This window comes from Streptomyces sp. NPDC046805 (assembly GCF_040645355.1).
Taxonomy (GTDB): domain Bacteria; phylum Actinomycetota; class Actinomycetes; order Streptomycetales; family Streptomycetaceae; genus Streptomyces.
The window spans coordinates 63482-78545 of record NZ_JBEYYC010000001.1; the positions used below are offsets into that span (position 1 = coordinate 63482).

General features: G+C 67.5%; 22 protein-coding genes and 4 other RNA genes. 10 read left to right on the forward strand and 16 right to left on the reverse strand.

All coding sequences use genetic code 11. From position 1 onward, the window contains the following. Window position 1 precedes the first annotated feature (1 nt). From ABZ910_RS00340 to ABZ910_RS00415, 16 genes are all read right to left on the reverse strand, one after another. Window positions 2-325: a hypothetical protein gene (locus tag ABZ910_RS00340; protein WP_361356823.1), complete on the reverse strand. Its 324-nt coding sequence runs from the start codon at window positions 323-325 to the stop codon at window positions 2-4. 65 nt (window positions 326-390) lie between these two features. Beyond that, window positions 391-732: a phage tail assembly protein gene (locus ABZ910_RS00345; RefSeq protein ID WP_361356826.1), complete on the reverse strand. Its 342-nt coding sequence runs from the start codon at window positions 730-732 to the stop codon at window positions 391-393. A 130-nt stretch (window positions 733-862) separates the two neighbouring features. After that, window positions 863-1600: a hypothetical protein gene (locus tag ABZ910_RS00350; RefSeq protein ID WP_361356829.1), complete on the reverse strand. Its 738-nt coding sequence runs from the start codon at window positions 1598-1600 to the stop codon at window positions 863-865. A 12-nt stretch (window positions 1601-1612) separates the two neighbouring features. After that, the gene (locus tag ABZ910_RS00355; RefSeq protein ID WP_361356832.1) at window positions 1613-2110 is read right to left on the reverse strand and encodes a hypothetical protein; all 498 of its coding nucleotides are present in this window, start codon (window positions 2108-2110) and stop codon (window positions 1613-1615) included. Further along, a complete protein-coding gene (locus ABZ910_RS00360) occupies window positions 2110-2571 on the reverse strand; it encodes a DUF5403 family protein (RefSeq protein WP_361356835.1) in 462 nt (153 codons plus the stop codon). Before ABZ910_RS00360 ends, ABZ910_RS00355 begins: the two co-directional genes overlap by 1 nt. Beyond that, window positions 2571-2903 carry a phage head-tail adapter protein gene (locus tag ABZ910_RS00365; protein WP_361356838.1) on the reverse strand — a complete coding sequence of 111 codons (333 nt, stop codon included), beginning with the start codon at window positions 2901-2903 and terminating at the stop codon, window positions 2571-2573. Before ABZ910_RS00365 ends, ABZ910_RS00360 begins: the two co-directional genes overlap by 1 nt. 5 nt (window positions 2904-2908) lie before the next feature. Beyond that, window positions 2909-3409, reverse strand: coding sequence for a hypothetical protein (locus tag ABZ910_RS00370; RefSeq protein ID WP_361356841.1), 501 nt, complete (start codon window positions 3407-3409; stop codon window positions 2909-2911). A gap of 74 nt (window positions 3410-3483) precedes the next feature. Further along, window positions 3484-4530, reverse strand: a complete 1047-nt coding sequence (locus ABZ910_RS00375) for a hypothetical protein (RefSeq protein ID WP_361356844.1) — start codon at window positions 4528-4530, stop codon at window positions 3484-3486. Window positions 4531-4595: 65 nt separating this feature from the next. Next, window positions 4596-5123 (reverse strand): hypothetical protein, encoded by a 528-nt coding sequence (locus ABZ910_RS00380; RefSeq protein ID WP_361356847.1) that lies wholly within the window; start codon window positions 5121-5123, stop codon window positions 4596-4598. Between the two features lie 2 nt (window positions 5124-5125). Next, window positions 5126-6232, reverse strand: coding sequence for a hypothetical protein (locus tag ABZ910_RS00385; protein WP_361356851.1), 1107 nt, complete (start codon window positions 6230-6232; stop codon window positions 5126-5128). Next, window positions 6229-7716, reverse strand: a complete 1488-nt coding sequence (locus ABZ910_RS00390; protein ID WP_361356854.1) for a phage portal protein — start codon at window positions 7714-7716, stop codon at window positions 6229-6231. Before ABZ910_RS00390 ends, ABZ910_RS00385 begins: the two co-directional genes overlap by 4 nt. 33 nt (window positions 7717-7749) lie before the next feature. Then, window positions 7750-9399 carry a terminase gene (locus ABZ910_RS00395; protein ID WP_361356857.1) on the reverse strand — a complete coding sequence of 550 codons (1650 nt, stop codon included), beginning with the start codon at window positions 9397-9399 and terminating at the stop codon, window positions 7750-7752. 11 nt (window positions 9400-9410) lie between these two features. Further along, a complete protein-coding gene (locus ABZ910_RS00400) occupies window positions 9411-9749 on the reverse strand; it encodes a hypothetical protein (protein WP_327424350.1) in 339 nt (112 codons plus the stop codon). 109 nt (window positions 9750-9858) lie between these two features. After that, a complete protein-coding gene (locus ABZ910_RS00405) occupies window positions 9859-10197 on the reverse strand; it encodes a thioredoxin family protein (RefSeq protein WP_361358058.1) in 339 nt (112 codons plus the stop codon). After that, window positions 10116-10355 carry a hypothetical protein gene (locus tag ABZ910_RS00410; protein ID WP_361356860.1) on the reverse strand — a complete coding sequence of 80 codons (240 nt, stop codon included), beginning with the start codon at window positions 10353-10355 and terminating at the stop codon, window positions 10116-10118. The genes ABZ910_RS00405 and ABZ910_RS00410 overlap by 82 nt, the downstream gene beginning before the upstream one ends. A 125-nt stretch (window positions 10356-10480) precedes the next feature. Next, entirely contained in the window at window positions 10481-10795 is a 315-nt protein-coding gene (locus ABZ910_RS00415) for an HNH endonuclease signature motif containing protein (protein WP_361358060.1), read from the reverse strand. Window positions 10796-11234: 439 nt separating this feature from the next. Here ABZ910_RS00415 and ABZ910_RS00420 point away from each other — a divergent pair, with 439 nt between their 5' ends. The 10 genes from ABZ910_RS00420 (at window position 11235) to ABZ910_RS00465 (ending at window position 15064) form a co-directional block, all read left to right on the forward strand. After that, the gene (locus ABZ910_RS00420) at window positions 11235-11429 is read left to right on the forward strand and encodes a hypothetical protein (protein WP_361356863.1); all 195 of its coding nucleotides are present in this window, start codon (window positions 11235-11237) and stop codon (window positions 11427-11429) included. A gap of 1071 nt (window positions 11430-12500) precedes the next feature. After that, on the forward strand, window positions 12501-12878 hold the full coding sequence (locus tag ABZ910_RS00425; RefSeq protein WP_361356866.1) for a hypothetical protein: 378 nt from the start codon (window positions 12501-12503) through the stop codon (window positions 12876-12878). A gap of 28 nt (window positions 12879-12906) precedes the next feature. Then, window positions 12907-12976, forward strand: an RNA gene (locus tag ABZ910_RS00430) — hammerhead ribozyme type II. A 2-nt stretch (window positions 12977-12978) separates the two neighbouring features. Next, window positions 12979-13042, forward strand: an RNA gene (locus ABZ910_RS00435) — hammerhead ribozyme type II. Window positions 13043-13061: 19 nt separating this feature from the next. Further along, the gene (locus ABZ910_RS00440; RefSeq protein WP_361356869.1) at window positions 13062-13238 is read left to right on the forward strand and encodes a hypothetical protein; all 177 of its coding nucleotides are present in this window, start codon (window positions 13062-13064) and stop codon (window positions 13236-13238) included. Then, window positions 13235-13456 carry a hypothetical protein gene (locus ABZ910_RS00445; protein ID WP_361356872.1) on the forward strand — a complete coding sequence of 74 codons (222 nt, stop codon included), beginning with the start codon at window positions 13235-13237 and terminating at the stop codon, window positions 13454-13456. The genes ABZ910_RS00440 and ABZ910_RS00445 overlap by 4 nt, the downstream gene beginning before the upstream one ends. A 129-nt stretch (window positions 13457-13585) precedes the next feature. After that, window positions 13586-13648, forward strand: an RNA gene (locus ABZ910_RS00450) — hammerhead ribozyme type II. A 17-nt stretch (window positions 13649-13665) separates the two neighbouring features. Then, window positions 13666-14046 carry a hypothetical protein gene (locus ABZ910_RS00455; protein ID WP_361356875.1) on the forward strand — a complete coding sequence of 127 codons (381 nt, stop codon included), beginning with the start codon at window positions 13666-13668 and terminating at the stop codon, window positions 14044-14046. Between the two features lie 300 nt (window positions 14047-14346). Next, window positions 14347-14428, forward strand: an RNA gene (locus ABZ910_RS00460) — hammerhead ribozyme type II. Between the two features lie 18 nt (window positions 14429-14446). Next, a complete protein-coding gene (locus ABZ910_RS00465) occupies window positions 14447-15064 on the forward strand; it encodes a hypothetical protein (RefSeq protein WP_361356877.1) in 618 nt (205 codons plus the stop codon).

A 15064-nucleotide genomic window follows, 5' to 3' on the forward strand; every position in this document is an offset into this window, starting at 1 on the left:
CTTACCTCCGCTTGGCGTTGAACTTGTTGTAGAGATCCGCCACGGAGACGCGACGGCCCTTCTTGCCCTCGGTGCCGGCGTCCTTCTTGGCCGGCTTGGGGCGGGGCCACAGCGGGATCTTGGGCGCCTTGCCCTTGCCCCACTGGCCGGTGGCCCTGGTGTTCTGGTTGATCGCGTCGAAGATGTCCGCGGCCATGTGGCGGTCGACGCCCCAGCCGTGGTGCTCACGTCCGCCCGACGCGAGGGCGATCGTGAGGGACGTGTCGGGTAGCCCCTGGACGAGAGCGAGGACGAGTGCCGGCGCGGGCCCCCGACCTGCGATCACCTCAGTGAGGTCGACTCCGTAGTGGAGCAGCAGGTCGGGGTAGATGCCCTCGCCGTACTTGTCGATCAGCTCTCCGAGGCCGAGGCTTCCCCCACCTGCGTGCCCTCGCTGTACGAGGCGAAGATCTGGGCCAGGACCGCGAGGTCGGAGCCGACCGCGTCGAGCAGCTTCTCGCCCGCGGTGTCGTTCTCGGCGACCAGGCGGATCGCGTCCGCGAGCACCTGCTCCTGGTCGGCGTCGTCGCCGTCCAGCTTCTCCTGGATCTTCAGCAGCTCGGCGCGCTTCTCCTTCGGGAGGCGCAGGGGGTTGAGCAGTCGGGCGACGAAGCCGTCGCCGAGCTCGATGTCGGTGGAACCGTACTTCGCTTCAGCGGCGGCACGGATGTTGTCGAGAGAGAAAACGGCCATGGGGTTGCGGACCTCCAGAGGTAGGGGGGGGAACAGAGCGCGGACCGTCGAGCGAAGAGCCCCGAAGGGCCCCCGCTGTGCAAGGAGGTCCGCACCACTTGCACAGCGGGGAAGATCAGGTGAGGTCTGATCAGGCCGTTCCGGTGACCCAGGACGTTCCGTCCCAGTGCGCCTTGCTGGCGTCGCCGAGGGTGACGTACTGGCCGACGGTCCAGGCCGAGGAAGGCGTCGCGATGACCGAGGCCAGCGCGGCGATGTTGGCCGGGACGACCGAGCCGTCCGGGCTGAAGGAGCCAGGCGTACCAGCGGAAGCGCCGGTTGCGACACTTGCACCAAGCGGGGTGATCGCGTAGGTGTAGGTGTTCGAGCCCAGGGCGATCGGCTTCACACCGATCGGCAGGCCGGCGAGGGACTCCGTGTCTCCGATGGAGATGTCGTCCGCGCGGTAGATCTCGGCCTTCGGGGCGTAGATCGCGAAGTAGTTCTCGCCGTCCACGAACACCGCGAGGAACGCGGCGACGGTCGGGGTCGGCTCGGTCGGCACGCCCACGGTGCCGTTCGCCAGGACCGGAGCGTTCGCGCCGTAGTACAGCTTGAGGCCGGCGATGTCGAACTGCTGGAGGGTCAGGGCGATGGTCTCGGTGCGGGCCGAGTACTTGGTGCGCAGGCTCTTGTTCTGGAGCGTGCCGATGGTGGTGGCCTCGCCGCCCTCCGAGGAGATCGAGAGGATGTCCTCCAGGGAGGTGTGACCCACGGTCGCCCACGGAGAGGTCGGGACGAGCAGGTCTTCGGGGAGGTCGGTTCCGACGGGGGCGGTCAGGTAGTTGCCACTACCGATGACGAGGGTGGCGTTGTCGTTCAGTGCCACTGAGGGGACTCCTTACGGGATGGGATACGGGCGGTTGCGCGGCTTGCGGATCTCGATGTCGTAGGTCGACTCGTAGCGCCAGACACCAGTGGGGAGATCCGCGTACTGGACGGGGCCGGTGCTCGTCGCCCAGTCGGTGACCCGACGAGGAGCGGAGGCGAGGTCGACCCGAGTGATGTGGCCGCGCGAGGGCACGACCTTCTGCGAGAGCCAGGCGTTGCGGATGACCACACGCACGGCCTCGGAGAGGATCGCGGCGTCTTCGTCACCGTCAGGGTCCTGACAGAAGACGTGCACCGCGACGCGAGCTGCGTCGAGGAATCGGGTGTCGCCGGACCAGTTCCCGAAGGAGGGGTCGCGGCGCACCAGGACGAGGGGGAACGTCTGGTTCTTGGCGATCAGGGACTTCACCGTGATCCCCGGAAGACCCTCGCGCAGGATCGCGAGCATCAGGTCTTCGACGGGGGAGAGCTCGGCAAGTGCCTTGATCTCCGGGGGTACTCCGGCCATCAGCCTCTACCACCCCCGCGCTTCTTCTTCTTGCGCCGGATGATCCGGACCTTCTGGCGCTTGACCTTGACCGCGGGGCCCGACTTCTTCGGCAGGTGCGAGGCTTGCTCCAGGATGTGGAGGCCCTGCATCGCGCCGACCGTGTACTCGGTGACGTAGTGGCCCTGCTCGTCGACGACCTCGACGTCGTAGGCCGAGCGGCCGAACTCGATCGAGGCGGCCGAGTTGGCGCCGGACTTGGCGTTCGTACCGTTGGCGTCGGCAAGGACGACGTACGCATCGACGTCGCCCTTGACGATGTCGATCTGGGCGATGCCCTCGGCGCGGTGCTGGAGCAGGAGCTCCTCCGCGCGGATGCCGATCTCGAACGCTCGCGCGTCGACCTCGGCCTGGACGCCGTCGATGTCGGCGATGATGTCGCCCATCGTCTTGCCGTTCAGGCCCTTGTAGACGTAGGCCATCAGCTCGGCCTCTCGCGGATGTCGATCGCCCAGTGCCGCGTCTTGCGCTCGCCGTGGTGGTAGGCCGGCGGGGTCACGATGTCCCAGACCTTGCCGAGCAGTTCGACCCGCGACCACAGCTCCACGCCTTCGAGGTCGTGGGCCACGATCATGCGGGTGATGTTGATCTGCTGCTGACCGGGGATCTCGGCACGGGCCGAACGCTGGGGAATCAGCGCGCACTTGACGCGGTACGGGCCGTCGTCGTCGGCGACCAGGATCTGATTGCCGCGGTTGTCGGTGTGGTACCGGCTCTTGTAGATCACGGCATCGACGCCGCGTCTGCGCTGCATCGAGCTCACCAGACGTCGTCCTCACTGGCGTACAGCGGGAAGTCCTTGCCGGACTCCGAGGGCACGAAGCCGAGCGGGAGGTCGTTGCCGCGGTGGTGGCGCCGGGGACGGTTGCGGTAGCGCCGGATGTTCGAGTCCCACGCGCTCACGCCCACCGAGACCAGGCCGGCCTTCCGGCCGCCGATCTCTGCGAGGAGCTTCTGCTCCTCGTCGGTGAAGTAGACGGTGCCCGCGTTCTCGCCCTGGGTGTCGTTCCAGCCCAGGGTCTCGTCGCCCGCTCGGGACTGCGTGTAGCCCGAGGGGTTGGTCATGTACCGCTTGCACGCCTTCAGGACCAGAGTCCGTACCAGGCGAGGGGCGGCGCCGTCCGGCCAGTCGCGGCCAGCGTGGAACGTGGCCAGGTCGGAAGCGTCCTCCAGGGCCGAGGTCGCGATACGCTCCTCGTCAGTGTCGAGCGTCCAGTCGAGACGGGCCTTCAGCTCATCGAGTGTGGCGAAGTCCGCCAAGGTGGTTCTCCTTCACTCACGGGGAGGGGCGGGGCGTGCGTCACTTGCACACCCCGCCCCACTCAGCCGATGGATCAGACGGTCGGGCCGTCAGCGGTACCGGCGACACCAGTGATCGCGGCCAGCTCCTGCTGCGCGGCGTCCGGGCCGTCCGGGTCGGGCAGGACGTCCGCGGTCGCGTCGAGGTCGAGCTTGATCGCGCGGACGAAGTGCTCGTACTGCGAGACGAACGCCTGGTTGGTGCCGGAGTCGACACCCAGGAGCTCGTCCTTGACGGAGCGGAAGCCCTTGTAGGTGTTGACCACCGAGCGGTCGGTCAGGTAGTTCGCGTCGTAGTCCTGAATCCAGCGCAGGGCCACACCGTTGTGAGCGGCAGAGCCACCGGTCACCGAGGACGGGACGGACGGGGCGCCGGTCGCGAAGATGAACGCCGAGCGGTGCATCGCGAACGCAGCGTCCGCGGGGACCTCCTGCGAGACGATGATGTCGAAGCCGAAGCGCCGGCCGATGGAAGCCTCACGCAGAGCGGAGACCGCCTCCTGCTCGCCGACGTTACCGGCGAGGTTCAGCTTGTCGTCCGTCAGGAGCGCGAGCTCCCAGCCGGAACCGACGACCAGGACGCGACCCTCCAGCGGGACGCGGAACTTGTTCAGCACGTCACGGGCACGGATCAGCGTGGCCCGCAGGTCACGGCCGGACTTGGCGCCACCCAGGACGACGGCGTAGTCCTCGTCGAGCAGGGCGTCGACAGCCTGGCGCTCCAGGCCGCGACCGATCGCCTCGGTCTGCTTGGCCATGAGCTTGGCCCAGCCCGCGAGGTCGAAGTCCCGCTGCTCGTCGGTGAGCTTGACGGCGGAGTAGATGTCGCCGCCGAAGGTGACGGAGACCGTCTTCTCGGAGTACTCGTCGAAGGTGATCGGGGCGGACCGCGCGTTGCGGAAGCCGTACGACCGGAAGGGCAGGACGCCCTCGACGCGCACGTTGATGGTGTCGTTCTTGGCACCCTTGTACTGGTCGATGCCCTCGCGCTGGAAGAGCGCGGGCACGACGAGGGACTGCTCCAGAGCGACCGCCGCGGTCGCGGCGATCTTCTCCGGCTTGACGACGATGTGTTCAGCCACGGGTTACTTGCTCCGTTCGGTAGGGGAGGACGGCGTGCGCAACTTGCACACTTGCCAGGGGGTGGTCAGTAGCGACGGCTACGGCGCGCTTCCTGTGCGGCCTTGACCGGGTCGAAGTCGTCCCCGTCCGTCTCAGGGGTCAGGCCCCCGGACAGGGACTGCGGCTGCTCGGGCGCGACGAGCTTCTGGAGCTCCTTCGCGTCGGCCTCCAGCGCGGCCTCGTCGTCGCCGGTCAGGCGCTTGGCGAGGGCGGGCGGAAGCTCGTACTTGGCGGCCACGTTGTTGAGCAGGATGGACCGCTCCAGCGCTGCGATCTGGCCCTTGAGATCGGCGGTCGCCGCCTCGAACTCCTCGACGGTCTTGGCCGAGCTGAGCTTGGCCTCCGTCTCACGGAGCTTCGTGCGGTAGTTCGCCGCCTCGGCGTTGGCGTCGGTCAGCTTCTTGCGAAGCACCTCGGCCGGCACGCCCTCCTCGGTGGGCTTCTCCTCCGTCGAACCGGTCTCGTCGCCCTTGGGGGTCTCGCCCTCCGGGGGCGTCTCGACGGTCTCCTCGACGGTGGTCTCTTCGGTGCTGGGGGTTTCCTGCTCGGGCACTGTCACGCCTCCTGGACGCTCGTTGTGGATCGCCGAGCCTCCTGGGCTGCGGCCTGCTGTTCTTGCCGGATGAACCGGCGCCAGGCGGACACAGCCGCCTTGCCGGACAGGCCGCGTGTGACCTTGGGCCACAGCTCCTCGTACCGGCGATTCAGCTCGTAGGTGGACGAGCCGTTGTACTGCTCCTGCGAGAACACGGGCTCCGCGTAGCAGTGGCAGTTGTCGTGGTACTTGTCCCCGTCGGCGAACTCAGCGGACTTCACCGAGCGGTAGACGGGCCCACGAGAGATGAGCATCGCGCACCACCCGCAAGGGGTTCCGGTACGCGAAAGTCGTATGTAGCCGAGGACTCGACGGTCCCGCGACATGTGGTTCCAGATCGCTGAGCGACCACCGTTCAGGGCCACGCGCTCTGCGGCTGCGGCCTGGCGGGCGCCGGCCTGCTGGTGCGCTTCCTCCCGCTCCTGGTCGACATCGTCAGCGCTCCTGGCGCCGTCGATCGCGTCGACCTTCTTCTGGAGGTTGTTGCTCCCCAGCGCTTCGAGGACCAGGCGCAGCTCCTGCTCCGCCTCGCGCTCGATCCGCTCCTCCGACTCCCGAAGCTGCGCGATCTCCTCGACCAGGATGCGGTCGAGCTCCGACTCACGGTCGGCGTCGGGATCGGTCAGCTTGGCCTCGTCAGCTTCCCCAGCTTGGCCGGTCGCGGCCGACGAGGAGGAGTCCGAGGAGTTGGTGGGGGCGTCACTTGCACGCCCCTCCTGGGGGCGCTCAGCGCCTTTGACCAGCTCGTTGAACTCCTGCCGCAGGGTCGTGACAGTCACGTACCTGGGCTCGGGGTGGTAGGGATCAGCCACCGTGGTCCCCGTCCGCAGCGCGCGGACGAGGCGGTAGTAAGCGCGGGCAAGGTCCCGCGACTGGCGCCGTCTGCCCATCACCAGCGTGATGGCCCGCCTCAACCAGGAGGCGGAGGTGGACGCCCGGCTTGTGACCGGGACGTCCTCCCACAGCTTCAGCGCCTCAGCAACGGTGCCTGCACCGATCTCGGTGAGTGCCGTCTGGAACGCAATCGCAGCGCGGTCAGCCTCAGCCTGTCGGGCCGGGCTGGTCACGCGGCGACCGCCTCACTGTCGGGTGAGGCCGGCACCGAGGTCGATGCCGTATCGGGGGTGGCCCGAGTCAGGGCGGTCGCGAGCTGGCCGACGGAGTCGTCGTCCTCGGCCATCTGCTCCCAGTCCTCGTACTCGGTCTGGGTCACGCCGGGCACTCGCTTCCACAGGCCGCGCTTCGGGATGCCGAGCTGGTCGCCCAGCTTGCCGAGCGCGTCCGCGGCCTGGGCCAGGGAGCGGGACTCCATGTCTCGCCACTGGACCTCGCCGGAGAAGTCGTCCTGCGCGGCGGTGTCGCCTTCCATCTCGGCGGCCAGGCGGAAGACTCGCTCCCACGATTCGCCGAAGATGGACTGGAACTCGGTGATCTTGCGACTCAGTGCAGTCTCCGCAGCAAGCAGGGCCTCGGCAGACAGGTTGGCGATCTGCCCGAGCAAGTGGTGCGGCGGGGTCTGGCTGACCGCGGCCAGGTGCCGGATGCTCATGTCGACGGAGTCGATGAGCGAGCCGATCGGACCGGCGGGCAGCGAACCGAACTTGACGTCCGGGTCCTCGGCGAAGAGGAAGCGCCGCGCGTTGTGGTTGATGGCAGCCGGGATGGGGTTGCCGGCCGCGTCCAGCTTGGGGCGGCTGTCGACCGCGAGCGCCGGATCGGTGGTGACCTGGCCCTGCTCGTCGAGCATCTCCATCTGGAGAGGCGGAGCCATGCCGGTCACGTACCGCACCTCGTGCGAGGTGTACGTCTGGGCGACCAGGAGGTCGAAGATCGTCTGGTTGATGCGGTCCTGGAGCGGGATCATCGGCTCGACGACGCCGATGGTGCGACCTTCGAGGTCGACCGAGGCGGCGAACCGGGTGACCGGGCACTCGTTGGCACCGTGCCGCTTGCCGGTCCCGACCCGGACCGAGTCAGGATCGGTGTACGACTTGAACTGGACCGGGTACTCGTTGCGCCCGTCGAAGAGCCGGGCCTTGCCCGGCATCTCACCGCGGGGCTTGGACACCACGGTGATCGCGGCGTACGGCGTCTCGTCGTTCGCGGGGTCCTCGAACAGGGCCGCGGTCCGCTTGGCCGACAGGCCCTTGGACATGACGCCCTTCTTGGTCTTCTCCGTCAGGACGAAGGAGTGACCGTAGCCGAGCGCCCCGCGGTAGACCGCGGCCTGGCGGGCGTCCATGCGTGAACGCTGCCAGTGGGCCCACTGCGTGCTCGTCGAGGACGAAGCCTTGGGCAGGCCGGCACCCGCGGTGCCAGCCCGGTAGCCGTCCACGTAGAGGGCCTGGGCCGGCGTCCCGATCAGCAGGGGCATCCAGTTGGACACCGCGCGCTTGGCGAGCAGCCGGTACTCGTCGTCCGCCTGGGGCGGCATGTACGGGTCGTCGTGCCGGCCGTGGATGTAGTCGTCGATCCGCTCGATGCGGCGCTCATCACGGTCGAGGATGGCGAGGAGTTCCTTCGCCAGGGCTGCTGGGCTGGTGTCGGCCATGCCTCACCACCTTTCGGTCACACTTGCACAGGGTCAGATGAAGTAACCGCGACCGGTCCGCTTGCGGACCTTCTTGCCGCGGGCGCGGAGTTCGTACAGCGCCTCGTGCGCGAGCATCAGGGCGGCGTAGGCGTCGATCTTGCGGGGGGAGTCCTTGGACTCCTTGCCGAAGCTGATGCCGTAGTTGTTCGTCCGGCGCCGGGCGTTGAGCACGTGACGCCGAAGCGTCAGGTCGCCGTCGTGGGCCAGCTTCGCGTCGAAGATCGAGCGCATCAGGCGCTCGTGCGCCAGGGTGACCGTCTTCTGCGAACCACGCATGTCCCAGCCGATCGCGTCCTTGCCCGACGGCGAAGAGACAGCGAGGCCGGCACCGTACGCCTCCGACCAGTCGGAGATGTACGACTCCCACAGCGCGACGTCCGCGAAGAACGCCCGCACGTCGAAGAGGCGGAACGCCTCATGAACCTCGGAGTCGACCTCCGAGCGAGGCACGTTCCAGTCCTCGCCCTGCGGGCCGTCCGGCTTCTCCCAGACGCCGAGCACGAAGGCGCACATGTCCCGAACGCGCAGCGCGATCAGCGCTGTTGCGTCCGAGCTCTTGCCGCCGTCGAAGCCGAGGACGATCTCGTCCCCAGGCTTCAGCGTCTTGGACTCATCCACCAGGGGGTCCCACTCGGCCGGCCCGTAGATCGCGTCTTCCTCGGCGACGATCTGGTTCAGCCACATACGCCGAGAGCGCGAGGGCGCGATCGTCGCGTCCATCACGGACTGGATGATCGAGTCGACGTTCAGCCAGACCGCGTCACCGCGGATCTTCGGGATCACGATCCGCAGCGCGAGCGCCGTAAGCGGGGTCTTGGCGTGCGCCTCGATCGAGTCGTACATGAACCCGATGTCGGCCATCCGGCCTTCGAGGATCTTGTTGAACGACTCGCGCATCCGCTCGGCGACAGAGTCCTCGCCGGGCAGGTAAGCGTTGGTGATCGCCAGGTAACGGCTGTCCTGCTTGGTCGCGTTACCGTCGATCGTCTCGTACATCTTGTGGCCGTTGTTCCCGCTCACCCAGTGATGGGTCTCGTTGAGCAGGGTGAAGGTCGTTCGCTTACCTTCGAGCGCACGGTACGAGGAAGTCACTGCCTCAAGGCGGCACTTGCCGCCGTTCGCGCGGATGAGGACCGCGCCGTCCTTCACGCCGTACTTGGCCTTGAAGTGGTCCGTCATCAGGGACGGGATCAGGGCCATGGTGTTCGTCGTCTGCGACTGGTTCACCGCGGTCACCTGCACCCACGCACGCGGGTGGGGGACGCCTACCGGCTCGCCGGCCTTGTCCCAGTGGGAGAAGCGCGACGGGCCGACCAGCTCGACCAGGCACAGCACCGCGAGCAGGGGGTCCTTGCCCCAGCCCTTCATGCGCTGGAGGACACCCTTGCGGTTGGTGAACCGGCCGTTCTCGTCAACGGCGTACCAGTGCAGCACGAACCGGAGCTGCTCCCTGGTGAACTTCCAGGGGCCGCCGTTCTCCGCTTGCAGGTACTCCGCAGCCCAGCCGGCGATCTGCCAGCCCAGGGTGCGCTTGGGCAGCACCCAGGCACCGAGGCTGTCCTTCTGCCACGTCGGGCCGAGGAACGTCGGGGGGAGCTCTTCGATCTCTTCGGCTGTGAGCTCAGCCTGCTTCGGAGCCAAGGCTCACCTCCTCAGTCGGAGAGCCCGAGCTCCTGTCGGTAGTCCGCGATGGCGAGGACAGAGGCCGGCGTGGTCTCTTCCTCGGGCTCTTGCAGTTCGATGCGCACACGGCGCCGATCGCCCTCGGTCACCAGGAGGTTTCCGAAGGCGGAGTACAAGGTCTGTGCCATCTGCGCGGAACGCTTGCCCGACTTCTTGTAGTGGGACAGGTCATCGCACAGGGCGTACGCCAGAGCCCAGTCGCTGTTCTGGTAGAAGTCGGCCTGGCCGGACGTCTTCAGCGAGTTGTAGAGCTTCGTGGCGATGGGGTGCCAGTCGGGGTCAGGCCGGGGGACCGTGACCTTCCGCATCTGGCCCTTCTTGGTGTCCTGCTCGTCAGAGCCTTTGCGCGACCGGGGGCGCGCGAGGTCTGATTCACGATTCGGTACGGGGCCGCGAGCGCCCACCGGTCACCTCCTTTCATCGGAGGACGCTGAGCGCGTCCTTCAGTGAATCTCCGAGGAGTGCCCCTGTGAAGCGGGTGGTCTCCTCGCCATACCGTTCGATGACGACGGTCGGTGTACTCGACACGTCGTAGGAGTCGGCCTTCGAGAGGCCGGCGTCTGTGTCCACGCGCACCACTTCCGGCTCGACCCCGAGCTCGGCGAGCTCCCGCATCAGCAGGGGCCCGAACGAGCGGCAGGGCCGGCAGGTGGCCGACGTGAAGTAGAGGACGTTCAGAAGATCCCGCCCGTCAGGAAGTGCACCGACAGCCAGGCCATGAACGCGAGCAGCACGAAGCGCCGCAGCCGGACCCAGCCCGAGGGCTGCGTCAGCTTGTCGGTACCGAACCAGCGCCACACATGCTCGCTCAGGGTGTCGCCCTTGGTCTTGTTGAAGAGGGCCTTGCCCTCGATCGCGAGGAACGCGGCGAGCCAGGCGATCCACGCCCAGGACCAGCCGGTCAAACGGACCACCTCCTGATCGGTAGTGCGGAAGTCTCGGGCCCCCGGTGGTGAGCCAGGGGCCGGCGCCTCACCCGAGGAGAGGAGGGCTCGGGGGCGCACACGCTCAACAGGCGGGGAGGGCCTGGAGCGCGGTCTTACAGGAGGCCGGGGTGCCGCTCGGTGCGCCGGAACTTCTTCTCCAGCGCACGGCGTCTGGCGGCCTTCGCCGCCGCACCTTCAGCCCCACTCTTCTGCCGGTGATGCCACGAGCACAGGGCCCGTAGGTTCCCCATGCTGTGATCGTCGCCCGGCTTGATGTGGTCCACGTCGGTCGCGACCTCGGTGCAGCGCGCACCCGCTTCGTTCAGCGCGGTGCACTGCCCTGCATCGCGTCGCAGGACCCGGAGCCGGATCTTGGGCCAGTCGGCCGGCAGGCGCGAGCGCCTGTCAGACCCTTCCCAGTTCGGCATCTGGATCACCCCCGACGTGGAACGTTGAACCCTCGGTGACGTCCCGCCTGAAGAGGCGGCTGCCCGAAGCTGTCAACCCGAGGGAGTCTTCGTCCTCCCACTTGCACTTACGTAAGGAGTAAGGAGCTTCGGTCAGCGAGGCCCGACAGGGCCTCAAGCCTTCTACCTCGCACTTCGTACTTACCCTTACACTTACTGGTAGGAGTTGATCTTGGAAAAGTTTCCATCCCTTCCGAGTGACCGTGGTCACACTTACACAGTGAGGCTTCGAGGCTGGGCCGCCTGGCGGCGGCCGGCCTGACCTGGAGCGACGGCGAAGGGATACAGGGGCGAAGCGCCCGGAGGGCGCCCCAGAGCAGAGCCACTTACGACCTGGGGGCGCTGCCGCGCCCCGGTAATCCAGTGCCGGCTGTCAGTCCTACCGCCTACACTTGCACGCATGAGCGACGACACTGACCTCCGCTTCGCCCTCCAGATGGCTGGCGCCGAGCTGGCCCGCACGCCCCTGTCCCCCGACTCCCCGCTCGGCCGGCTGCGTCTCTTCGCCGCCGCCAATCCTGGGGTCAAGCTGCGGGGCAAGCACGTCCAGGCCGCGATCGACGGCACGCTGGTGCGCTCCTCCGATCGACCCTGAAACCGTGGCGCGATCTTGGCCGGTAAGACGTGGCGGTCAGCAAGCTCGCGCTCCGGGGGTCCTACCCCACCCCATGCCGACCTGTCAACGTGACCACGCACACACTTGCACACTCACGCGTCCTCACGTACCCTCGCGCGCCCCTTCGCACCTTCCCTGGACCAACTGCCCAAGGGACCCCGGAACGGCCCGGAGAACGGCTCTCAGCCCCTCGGAAAGGGCATCTGGCCTGCGGGTTTGACAAAGAGCGTGCAAGTGGCGCAAGCTTCTGTCTGTCGCCACGACGGGACGGCGAGCAAGGCGCAAGCCAAGCGAGCCAGACCAGACAGCGACACTTGCACATCGACGAACCTTCGGGTACAGTCGAGCTCAGCAAGGCAGCACAGCGGGTGAGTGAACCGGGATGTCGATGGTCCGGGGAACGGTTACCGAGTGGCGAACAGCGGCTCACCTGCACAGCAGCCAGGCCAAGCAAGCGCAGGTTGCACAACCCGAAGCGAGTGTGATACTGTCGCTTCAGCAACACAGCAAGACACGAACTTGGTACGACGCACCGCAAGCGGTGTAGACGGTGACTGAGAGCGTGGGGAAACGGAAGCGTGAGGGCCGGGTATCCGGCGCAGTCCGAACGTGAGTAGGGAACCCGCTCCTCCGGCGAACGTCAGGGTACAGCGAGCGCGAGTAAGCCTCTGAGGCGCTGTCCTGGTGAGTGGGATGCCACACGATCCAGGGTGTCGGGGGTGAACGGACGCGAACCAGGGCCCAACTGTCCTCCCCGGACAGTCCGGAAACGGAACGCGCCGAACGGCGCGGGACGGCAGTACGGAAGGAAGCAAGCGGGGAGGGCAGGCAGTACCGGTCCCGCAAGGGACCGGGCAGTACCGGCCGCCCCTACGGGGCCGGGGGAGCGCCCCTACGGGCTCCCGCAAAACCCCCCTCGGGACCGCTCGCCACCACGGGAGCGGGGCCCGTGCATCGAATGCCAAGGGGGGTGCCACGTCACCCGGCACCCGCCGGTTGACAGCTTGCGCCAAGTGTGCAAGTGTACCAACCAGCACGAAGGAGAGCCCGATGCAGCAGTTCTGCACGGACGGCGAGATCGCCACGCACTACTACCTCACCGCCGGTGGCTACCACCGGTACCTCTGCGCCCGCTGCGAGGCCGGCTTCGGGTACCCGCAGTACCTGGTCCAGATCACGCCGGACCCGTGGCGCACGGAGTACGGCTACCTGATCAACGCGTTCGACGGCTCCGGCCTGGGCGACCAGGTCGCCGACGTCTGGCCCTTCGAGGGCAACCAGGCCGAGGAGTGGCTGGCCGTCCTCGGGTGCGACGACAAGTACCTCCTGGCCGACGCGGCATGGGAGCCGTACCGGGCGCACCAGTCGGTGCAGCTCCTGACGTACGAGGCGACGAGGGTCACCGTTCTCCCGCTTGTGCAAGTGTGACAAGTGTGAGAGTGTAGCAACGTCGCCAAGGCGAAACCGCCTCCCCCAGGGCGGTTCGCCGGGCACTGGGCAGCCCGGCGCTGATGAGCCTGCCCAGACAAGGCGAAACCCCCCGAAGGGGGGTCCGGCCAGGTGGTTCCTGGTCGCTGATGAGCCAGCCTGCTCGATACCCAAGGAGTCCCCATGGTTTCCCTCGACAAGACGACCCACTCGATCCAGTACGGCCGGTACAGGGCGCACGTGAATGCCGCGCTCCGGCAGAACAACCTGATCGGCCTGTCGCTCTGGTTCGGCGAGCGCATCCACGACGCCGAGGTCAAGGCGTTCGAGGAGTACAAGGCCGCGGTGCTCGCCCGATGAAGGTGCTGGCCGGTGTGCTCGCCGGCCTGGTCCTGGGGGGAGGTCTGGGCTTCGGCCTGGCCGCCTCCTCCCAGGCTCCGGCCTCGGTCGTGAGCACGTTCAACGACGGGTTCGCCGACTCCAAGCAGGACGACTGCGAGCGCGGATTCGAGGACGCCTGTACCTGGGTGATGGTGCAGAACGGCATCCCCACCCCACCCCCCAACGGAGGCAAGTGATGTGTGAGAACAACGGGTGCGGTGCCCCGACCAGAAGGTACGAGGACTTCTGCTCGGAGGGGTGCTGGGAGGACTGGCACAAGGTGAACGATCCGGAGGTGCTGGAGCGCGTGACACCCCGGTGAGCAAAGGCGAAACCCCTGGAAGGGGGTCCGGTCGGCTGGTAGCCGATCGCTGATGAGCCAGCCTGCTCGATGTGAGGAGCCGTAGTGACGATCTACGTACAGCCCGCAGCATGGGACGAGTACACCGCCGCCCTGGAGTGGGCGCGGGACAGCAGCAAGAGGATCGCGGAGGCGACCTCCGAGCCGCACGAGATGCCCCGCGGGGCGAGCTACTACCTCACCCCCGACTTCAAGTCCGGGTTCGGGGTGGCCGGGGACGGCACGATGATCGGTCTGTTCTCGACGGTCAAGGGTCGCGGTACGGACCTGGTGTGGGACGCGGTGAACCACAAGGGTGCGACCAAGCTGGACTGCTTCGACGGGTTCCTGCCCGAGTTCTACAAGCAGTTCGGATTCCAGGAGACGGAGCGGGTCGCGAACTGGACGCCGGGTGAACCCGACGTTGTGTTCATGTCCCTGGTCTGAGTGTGTAACCTGCGCACGCTGTGATACTGTCACATGGAAGGCGAAACGCCATCGAGAGGGCGTACGGACCGGGATCGGTACCCGGCCGCTGATGAGCCACCCCCCACGTGTCACATCACAACGAGGCTGAAAGGCCAAACATGCAGGTCACCGTGCGCCAGACGCTGATGCTCGACCGTCGTGGATTCCGTGACGGCAGCAACTGGGAGGTTGCCTTCTTTAGGCATCCGGCTCCCAGGCAGTGACTGCGTTACCTCCGCCGTCCCGATGCCCCCAGCTCGGGACCGCAAGCAACACCCGATGTGAAACATCCGGACCAACTGCCCTCAGTAGGCCGGGTGTTGGCCAGGCGTGGCGGCCTGGTCCTGATGAGCAGCCACCTACCCAGAGATGAGAGACCATGATCCCGATCAAGACCGACGCCCGGACCCGCGAGCAGTACGTGCGGAACATCGTCAACACGTGGCTGGACGCCTCGGCCGAGCAGGAGTTGCAGGGTCGGGACTGGTACCCGAGCGCACACCGCCTGGCCGGAGAGCTGGCCGGAGGCTCGGTCCAGATCGGGGCCGGCCTCCTGGCCGCGCTGTCCCCTCAGACCGCCTGGTGGCTGAACATCGAGCTGGCCACGGAGGCGTACGCCTCGGGCACCCCGGCCCGGCACACGGGAGACTGCCTGGCCAAGGCCGCGAAGATCCTGGCGGGTGCCGACCCGGTCGAGGTGCTGCCCATGGACCGCAAGACCGGCCACTTCTACCGCTCGATACTCGACCCGACGGACGCGGACGCGGTCTGCGTCGACCGGCACGCCCACGACATTGCGGTGGGGGAGGAGTACGGCGCGAAGGACCGCGGGCTGAGCTCCAAGGGGAGGTACGCCCTGATCGCGCACTGCTACCGGGAGGCGGCCCAGCGCCTGGGCGAGCTGCCCTCGACGGTGCAGGCCGTGACCTGGGTGGTCTGGCGGGACCGCCTGGTCGGGACGTCCACGAGGGGAACCATGTTCGCTACCGCCGCGTAA